Source organism: Coleofasciculus sp. H7-2 (assembly GCF_042747725.1).
Classification (GTDB): Bacteria; Cyanobacteriota; Cyanobacteriia; order Cyanobacteriales; family FACHB-T130; genus FACHB-T130.
This window is the reverse complement of the sequence record NZ_JBHZGO010000032.1, coordinates 22,535-28,974: the sequence shown is the minus strand read 5'-3', so window position 1 is coordinate 28,974 and position 6,440 is coordinate 22,535. Positions and strand designations below refer to the sequence as shown.

Genomic DNA, 6,440 nt, shown 5'->3' with positions numbered 1-6,440 from the left:
GTCAGCTTTTAGAACAGCTATATCCTATCGGTTTGTCCGTTGGCTTCAGGAGAATACTGACGTATTTGCCTTACACCTAGCCCATTTAGGGCTTGTTTGGGCTTGAACAAAGTTCAAGTCCCGTTAGCTCGTTGCACGGCTTCATAAAGGCTGAGGCGATTGTCCCGTGTTGCAGCAATCAGACCTTTGAACAAAGCAATTTGTGGAGCTGACTTGAATAGTAGTGAGTAGGGCTGGTCTTCCTTACGCATCTGGGGAATTTGGCTACTCTCTGTCAATATGTTTGCACAAACATACTTAGCTTATCAATGAAAATGAATGATGTTTTTGCAAACACCAGCCAATTAAGCCCGTATAAATGCAGAAGGCACGGTCATGCCGTGCCCCTCACGCTATTTGTGAAGTAGCGCTCTACTCAATCCCTTCAATCCGATCCTCGACCTCCTGATACAATTCGCGCAGCATTTGTAAGTTGCTTTCGCTGGTTTCCCAGTAACCGCGACCATTTACTTCGAGTAAAGTGGCGACAACTTTGCGGAAAGAGTGAGGATTGAGATTCATTAACCGCTGACGCATTTCTTCATCTTGGATAAACGTGGTATTTGTATCCTCGTAAATCCAGTTATCGACAGCACCAGCAGTTGCAGACCAACCCATCGTATTTACTAGCCGCTTCGAGAGTTCGCGGACGCCTTCGTAACCGTGGCTTAGCATTCCCTCGTACCACTTGGGATTAAGTAGTTTGGTACGGGCATCTAGGCGGACGGTTTCGGAAAGGGTGCGGACTTGGGCGTTGGCGGTGGTGGTATCGGCAATGTAGGATGTTGGCGTTTTGCCATCGCCGCGCAGACTGGCGACAACCTTGGTGGGGTCAGAGTCGAAGTAGTGCGAAACATCGGTGAGGCTAATCTCGGAAGAGTCGAGATTTTGAAACGTCACCTCAGCGGTTTTGAGGGCTGTTTCAAAAATTTGACGCGACTGTTCCATTGTGCCTGGACTATCAGAGGTGAAGGCGAAGGATTTGCGGCTGAGGTACATATCTTGTAATTCAGATTCGCTTTCCCAGGTGCTGTTTTCGACTGCCAGGTTGATATTAGAAGAATAAGAACCAGAAGCATTGGAGAAAACGCGAGTCGCTGCTTGGCGCAGGTTGATGCCCATTTCCTCCGCCTGTTGTAAGGCGTGTTTGCGGACGAAGTTCATCGATAGGGGTTCGTCGGCTTCTGCTGCCATTTTCACAGCTTGGTCGAGTAGGTTCATCTGGTTAATGAACAAGTCGCGGAAGACACCAGAACAGTTGATGACCACATCAATGCGGGGACGTCCGAGTTCAGCAAGCGGAATCAGTTCCAGTTTATTGACTCGTCCCAAAGCATCTGGCACAGGTTTAACGCCCACCATCCACATAATTTGAGCGAGGGATTCGCCGTAGGTTTTGATGTTGTCGGTTCCCCAGAGGACGCAGGCGATGGTGTCGGGATAGTTACCCGTTTCCGCCCGTTGCCGTTCTAGGAGTCGGTCTACAACGATTTTGGCAGATTTGACTGCGGCTGCGGTGGGGATGGACTGGGGATCGAGGGCGTGGATGTTTTTGCCTGTAGGTAGGACATCCGGGTTGCGGATGGGATCGCCACCGGGACCGGGGATGATGTATTCGCCTTCTAAACCTTTGAGTAAGGCACCGAGTTCGTTATCGGCACAAACTTGCTGGAGACAGAATTCCAGATACTCGAATAGGGGTTTAATCTGTTGAGTATCAACTTGGGAATAACCGGCTTCATGCATTGCCTCAATCCAAGGTTCCTTCTTGCCCATGTTGAAGAAATTGAGCTTAGAAACGAGGGAAACGCGACCATCGGCGTCAGTTTGTTCTTTGACGAGGGCGGAAACAGCGGCACGAGTGGCAAGGGTGATCTCTTGCAATAGCTGAACATCTTCTAAGATGCCTTTGTCGTTGTTCTTGTAGATGTCGTCAATATTTCGTCCGATACTGTTGGCGATGATGCGGGGAAGACTGAGAATTTCTTCTTCGTTTCGGTCGAGACTGGCGATATTGACCAGGGTAGCGATCGCTTCTTCTGCACTTGGCGGTTTCCCAACGACGTGCAAGCCACAAGGTAATAGCCGCGACTCAATTTCCATCAGTCTCCGGTACACCAAACCGACGAGGGTATCCCGTTCCTCGCTTGTCATCTCCTTGGCGTCTTTCTCTGGCAAGGCGATATCTTTATCCAGATTCACCATACGGCTCTTATCCACGATCGTGTTAACAATCTGGATGCCTCGCCCCGTATCTTTTAGGGTTTGGTAAGAACCGATTAATTCGCTCAATTCTTGCAAACCCTTGTAAAGTCCAGCATTTTCAGCCGGGGGAGTTAAGTAGGAGATGGTTTCGGCGTAGCTGCGACGTTTGGCAATGGTGGCTTCGCTGGGGTTATTCGCCGCGTAGTAGTAGAGATTGGGAATGTTGCCAATCAAGTTATCGGGGTAACATTCGTTAGACATCCCCATCTGCTTTCCTGGCATGAATTCCAGCGATCCATGCGTGCCGAAGTGCAGCACGGCGTCGGCTTTCCAAATTCGCTCTAGATAGGTGTAATAAGCGGCAAAGCCGTGGTGGGGACTGGCAGAACGGGAGAACAGCAACCGCATCGGATCGCCTTCGTAGCCAAAGGTTGGCTGGACGCCAATAAAGACGTTGCCGAAGTGTTTGCCGTAGATTAATAAATTCTGCCCGTCGCTGTTGAGATGTCCGGGTGGTTTGCCCCAGTTTTCTTCTAGCCGTTGAGAGTAAGGAGTTAAGTCTTCATACTCCGGCGTTGACATCCGATAGGCGATATTCAGTTCCGGAGTGCTGTACTGTGCTTGGGCATCGTGGATGACTTCTTGCATCAACGCCATCGCTGACTCTGGCAGTTCTGGGAGGTCGTAACCGTTCTGCTTGAGGGCTTTCATCACCTCGTAGATGGAACCAAATACATCCAGATAAGCAGCAGTCCCGACGTTGCCTTTGTCCGGGGGGAAGCTGAAGACGGTGATAGCAACTTTCTTTTGGAGTTTTGGCTTGCGGCGCAGGTTTGCCCATTTTAAGGCGCGTTGAGCGATCGCTTCTATTCGATCTTGGAGGGCGATCGCTTTCCCGGTGGCTCCATCCCTTCCCGAAAGGATAATTGGCTCGATTGCTCCATCCAGTTCGGGAATGGCAATTTGCAACGCCACTTGTATCGGATGCAGCCCCAAGTCGCTATTTTCCCACTCTTCTGTTGTTTGGAATACCAGCGGCAATGCCACCATGTAGGGGCGATTGAGGCGTTTGAGAGTGTCAATTGCCTTTGGATGATCTTGTCTAGCGGGACCACCGACGAGGGCAAATCCGGTCAGGGATACTACCGTGTCTACTATCGTCTGGTTTCCTTGAAGGAAGAAAGCATCAACTGGCTTAGAGAAATCTAAACCGGAAGCAAAGACAGGAATTACCCGTGCGCCCATTGCTTCTAGTTCCTGCACCATTGCCACATAATGGGCATCGTCGCCGGTGACGAGGTGAGTGCGTTGCAGCACTAAACCTACACAGGGAGCAAGGGGATCTTTGAGATCGGCAGAAATATCGTTGCGGCTGTTGTACCAGTTGAAATATTCCTTGACATCCTCAAACATCTGCGGTGCCAAGGGGTGCCAGATCCCCATATCAACATAGGTGACAGGGTCTTTGTATTGGAAAGACGAGCCACGGCGCGTCTCTACACCCTTGAGGACGTATCTATCCGCCAGCATCAGCAGGAAGTTCTCCAGGTTTTCTGAGGAACCGCCTAGCCAATATTGGAAGCTGAGCATGAAGTTCCGAGCATCCTGCGCTTTGTCCATTGGCAGGTATTTCAGAACTTTGGGCAAAGTTTGCAGTAGCTTCAGCATCCCATCTTGGAAGGAAGATCCGGATTTTTCTTTGCGCTTCCGCATGAATTGGGCGATCGCACTCTTAGATTGCCCCAGCTGCGCCATTGAGAAGCTGCCCATTTTGTTCAGGCGCATCACTTGTGGCATCGACGGGAAGACGACGGCAACATCAAGGTTGTCGCGGTGGGGTTCTACTGCTGCAACGACTTTATCCGCTAAGTCTTCAATAAAGATTAGGGAAGCGATAAAGACATTGGCACGCGCAACTTCTCGCTTAAAACCGTCGTAGTTCTCAGGGTCGCGCAGTTCTTCAAGCAGATAACCGCTAATTTCAATGGCTAAGTCGGGATGGTTCTCGTTAATTGAGCGAACCGCTCCTGAGAGGGCACTCTGGTACTGTGGCTCTAGCACGACATAGACCACCTTGAGTAGCGATCGCCCCCGCAGGTTTTCTGGGGCAATGTGGCGAATGGTGGACTTGACGTGAGTGAACATTCGCGTAGGCTCCAAATGATAACGTGTTCTCTTATTTAGGAAGGCAGAATTAAAGATACAGAAGTCTGAGGCGATCGCTCATCTTTCTGAATTCTGGGTTCTGATGATTGATTGGCTTATCAAGTGTTTTTACCAAAAAATGCTTACCCAGTGCGGGGTTTGGGCATTATCTGACACAATTCGATAAAAACTTTGAAACAATTTTTTATATATATTGACAAATTCCGAAGTGCATACTCATTTTTTTGCAAATAAGTATTAAGTTTTGGGACGGGAAATGCCAACTTTGGACATCTTGATTCTTTCAAATGGCCCTGGGGAGTTAGCGACTTGGGTGCGACCTGTGGTAAAGGCTTTGCGGGAACAACTAGGGGATGACCGTTCCGCAGTGCGGATCTCGGTAGTTTTGTCCCCTTGTCCTAACGCCAGTGGTAAAGAAGCGGCAATTGCCCAATCTTACCCGGAAGTAGACCGCGTACAGGGGGCAGGGAATTTCTGGGAGTTCTTGCTGTGGGGAAAGACCGCAGAAAACTGGGATTGGCGCGATCGCGGTGTAGTCGTGTTTCTGGGTGGCGATCAAATTTTTCCCGTCCTCATTGGCAGACGCTTGGGTTATCGCACGGTTGTCTATGCCGAGTGGGACGCCCGTTGGCACAGTTTGATTGACCGATTTGGCGTCATGAAACCGGAACTCGTCGCCCGCATTCCCCAGAAATATGCCCACAAGTTCGCTGTCGTCGGGGATTTGATGGCAGAAGCGCAACAAGAGTGGGAGAGTGGGGAAGTGGGAGAGGGGGAGAGCCGGAGATTTCATCCTTCACTCAGCACTCAGTACTCAGCACTCAGCACTCAACTGATTGGAATACTACCTGGGTCGAAACCAGCAAAACTTGCTCAAGGGGTGCCGTTGTGTTTAGCGATCGCAGAATGCATCCATGCTGCCCGTCCCCAAACCCGCTTTGCAATTCCCGTCGCGCCTACTTTGGATCTAAAAACTTTAGCTCGATTTGCCGATCCCAAGCAAAATCCAGTGATTGAATTAGTCAAAGGCGCTTGGGCAGAACTAATGATTCCCGATCCGCCAGAACTTCCGTATCTCAAAACAGCGGCGGGACTGCGAGTGGAACTATGGACGCGATCGCCAGCTTATGACTTATTATCCCAGTGTTCTCTATGTTTTACGACGGTGGGAGCCAATACCGCTGAACTCGCTGCCTTAGCAGTTCCGATGATTGTCTTATTGCCGACTCAACAACTGGATGCCATGCGAAGCTGGGATGGGTTGCCTGGATTACTTGCAAATTTGCCAGTCTTCGGTTCTAGTTTTGCCAAAGCGATCAACTGGATAATCATGCAAAAAGTCATGCAACAAGGGCGTTTATATGCTTGGCCCAATATTTGGGCGAAAACGCAGGTAGTTCCAGAATTAGTCGGTAAACTACAAGCGGCAGATGTTGCAGAATTGGCTTTAGATTACTTAAATCATCCTGAAAAATTGCAGGAAATGCGCGATCGCCTCCGCAGCATTCGAGGTGAAACGGGTGCTGCCCAAAAACTGGCAAAGTTAGTCTGCGAGGAGTTAGAAATACAAAATGCTTAATTTTTAAGCGCTACGACGCCCCAGTTCGTAGATCCCGCAACCGACACAAGCAAGCATTCCCATACTGATTGCCCAGCTGCGTCCTAAGCCAAGTTCTACCCCATAATTGCAAATACCGCCAATTAGGAAAAAAGGCACAATGCTGAAAATAGAAGCATAAAAGGCGTTTTGAGCTTCTCTACCCTGGCGGGTTCTTTCAAACTCTTCTTGTGAAGTGTAGAGCGATCGCTCAGCGAAGTTAAACCAGCGATTAATTTGTTCTATGACCCATTCGCTGACCGGAGAGCAACCGAGATATAAAGCTAGCGACCATAGACTAGCACCCGCGATCGCTGTCGCATCCAGCTCGAATCTAAACGGTACAATTTCAATCAGCATGGGTTTTACAACACTATAGTAGTCACTCTTCAGGGATTTTAACAAAAGTCAAGAATCCGTGAATATAGGTTGT

4 protein-coding genes are annotated in these 6,440 nt (G+C 49.5%); 1 reads left to right on the top strand and 3 read right to left on the bottom strand.

The annotated features are described in order from the left end of the window. Positions 1-113: 113 nt before the first annotated feature. Both ACFW2W_RS08210 and ACFW2W_RS08205 read right to left on the bottom strand, forming a co-directional pair. Positions 114-278 carry a hypothetical protein gene (locus ACFW2W_RS08210; RefSeq protein ID WP_378175834.1) on the bottom strand — a complete coding sequence of 55 codons (165 nt, stop codon included), beginning with the start codon at positions 276-278 and terminating at the stop codon, positions 114-116. Between the two features lie 133 nt (positions 279-411). Continuing rightward, positions 412-4,389 (bottom strand): magnesium chelatase subunit H, encoded by a 3,978-nt coding sequence (locus ACFW2W_RS08205; protein ID WP_378175831.1) that lies wholly within the window; start codon positions 4,387-4,389, stop codon positions 412-414. A gap of 277 nt (positions 4,390-4,666) precedes the next feature. Between ACFW2W_RS08205 and ACFW2W_RS08200 the strand changes: the two genes are divergently transcribed. Continuing rightward, the gene (locus ACFW2W_RS08200; protein WP_378175828.1) at positions 4,667-5,989 is read left to right on the top strand and encodes a lipid-A-disaccharide synthase; all 1,323 of its coding nucleotides are present in this window, start codon (positions 4,667-4,669) and stop codon (positions 5,987-5,989) included. 3 nt (positions 5,990-5,992) lie between these two features. Here ACFW2W_RS08200 and ACFW2W_RS08195 read toward each other — a convergent pair whose 3' ends face one another. After that, positions 5,993-6,367, bottom strand: a complete 375-nt coding sequence (locus ACFW2W_RS08195) for a hypothetical protein (protein ID WP_378175825.1) — start codon at positions 6,365-6,367, stop codon at positions 5,993-5,995. Positions 6,368-6,440 lie beyond the last annotated feature (73 nt).

Coding starts and splice junctions, on each gene's coding strand:
- ACFW2W_RS08195 (WP_378175825.1), bottom strand. CDS start 6,367: ATGCTGATTGAAATTGTACCGTTTAGATTCGAGCTGGATGCGACAGCG.
- ACFW2W_RS08200 (WP_378175828.1), top strand. CDS start 4,667: ATGCCAACTTTGGACATCTTGATTCTTTCAAATGGCCCTGGGGAGTTA.
- ACFW2W_RS08205 (WP_378175831.1), bottom strand. CDS start 4,389: ATGTTCACTCACGTCAAGTCCACCATTCGCCACATTGCCCCAGAAAAC.